Genomic DNA, 1,450 nt, shown 5'->3' with positions numbered 1-1,450 from the left:
AATGACACCTTTACTTTTACCGTCTTTTTCGATACGCATTGCTGTTTCCGGAACCCAATTGTCATTTGCAATTTTAAACCAAAATCTTTTTCCATCCCATGCGCACGCTAAATAAACATGACCACTGCCAAGAGGAATCTTTCCTACTACTTCCGCAAACTCACTTGGCTCTTTATATACCCAAGATTGGCGTTGCATACATTGCAGCCATCCTAAGTTATTAGTTAGCCAATCAGACGGTAACGAGATATTCTGACGTGTATCTACATCCGTAGGATCAGTGTTGCCACCGTCCCCTTTCCCCAAATAGTCTAACGGGTTCACAGCATTACTCTTATTAATATCCCAGCGCCCTTTATGCAATTCAAAGTGTAAGTGTTGGCCACTAGACTGCCCCGTGTTCCCCATAACTCCAATTGTTTGTCCTTGTGTAACATAATCGCCTTCTTTAACCGTTCGAGAACCACTACGCATATGAGCGTATACAGTTTCCCATATAACTCCATCTATAGTATGCACAATCATAATACATTCACCATAACTGGATGAAGGATAAGAACGACTGACTTTCCCACTAGCCGCTGCATAAATCGGATGATCACCCGCTTCAGCAAGGTCTACCCCATGATGATCTGGTCTGTCACCTCTAAAACCGCTTGTTACTCTCGTTGTATCTGTTGGATAAATAAATTTTGCCATATTAATCTTCCTTTCTATTTTTACACAATATAAAAAAGGTACTTACATGAGCACCTTCGTTCACTGTCTATATTTATTATTTTTTGGATATATTATAGTTTTTCAAATTTTAAGATGAACAGAACGAAAAGCTCTCTGTCGTTACCTAACATCAAAATGTTCTTCTTTTAACCATGTACTGTTTCCAATATATAACACAAGTTGTTCATATCAAGCTGCACTTAAAATAAAATACTGTGTTTTATCATTAATTACGTTATCCGTAAAATATCCACCTTGTGCTTGGCTATATAGAATAACACACCAGCCAATTGGATATTTAGATGTAGCAATTCCACGACCTATTGATTGCAGAGGTTTTTCAGAAGGATCAATTTAGAAACTAGTATCCTATTATATTCCACTTTATCTTAAAAAAATTTGAAAGTTTGGAGCATTTTAAACTAAAATTAAAGAATAATATCCATTATTATAATCACAAAAGAATTACGGTAAAATTAAAAGGCATGAGTCCTTTACAATACCGGACCCATGCCCAAGAAGCTGCCTAATGTAATAAACTGTCTAACTTTTAGGTGTCACTTCAATAAGAGCCGTCTCTTTTATTATCGAATCCAACGGATGATTTTTTCGTCAAATTCTACCCAACCTTTATCTTTAATGTAAATCCAATTGTTATCTCTAAACTCAATTTCCCACTGACCAACACCTACACGATCACGTATGCCACTATTATAATTAGCATGATGGT

At 36.4% G+C, this 1,450-nt stretch carries 1 protein-coding gene and 1 pseudogene; one reads left to right on the top strand and one right to left on the bottom strand.

Annotated elements, in window-relative coordinates; translation table 11 throughout:
- Window positions 1–699, bottom strand: a 699-nt coding sequence (locus WAZ07_RS26090; RefSeq protein WP_336474713.1) for a M23 family metallopeptidase, incomplete at its 3' end; no start/stop codon positions are given.
- Window positions 700–1,112: 413 nt separating this feature from the next.
- On the opposite strand from WAZ07_RS26090, the pseudogene WAZ07_RS26085 reads away from it, so the two are divergent.
- A pseudogene (locus WAZ07_RS26085) lies at window positions 1,113–1,250 on the top strand (IS3 family transposase); the annotation flags it as partial.
- Window positions 1,251–1,450 lie beyond the last annotated feature (200 nt).

Source organism: Bacillus bruguierae (assembly GCF_037104725.1).
In the GTDB taxonomy this organism is placed as follows: Bacteria; Bacillota; Bacilli; order Bacillales; family Bacillaceae_G; genus Bacillus_A; species Bacillus_A bruguierae.
Note: the sequence above shows the minus strand (reverse complement) of the source record. Positions and strands in the feature narration are given on the sequence as shown.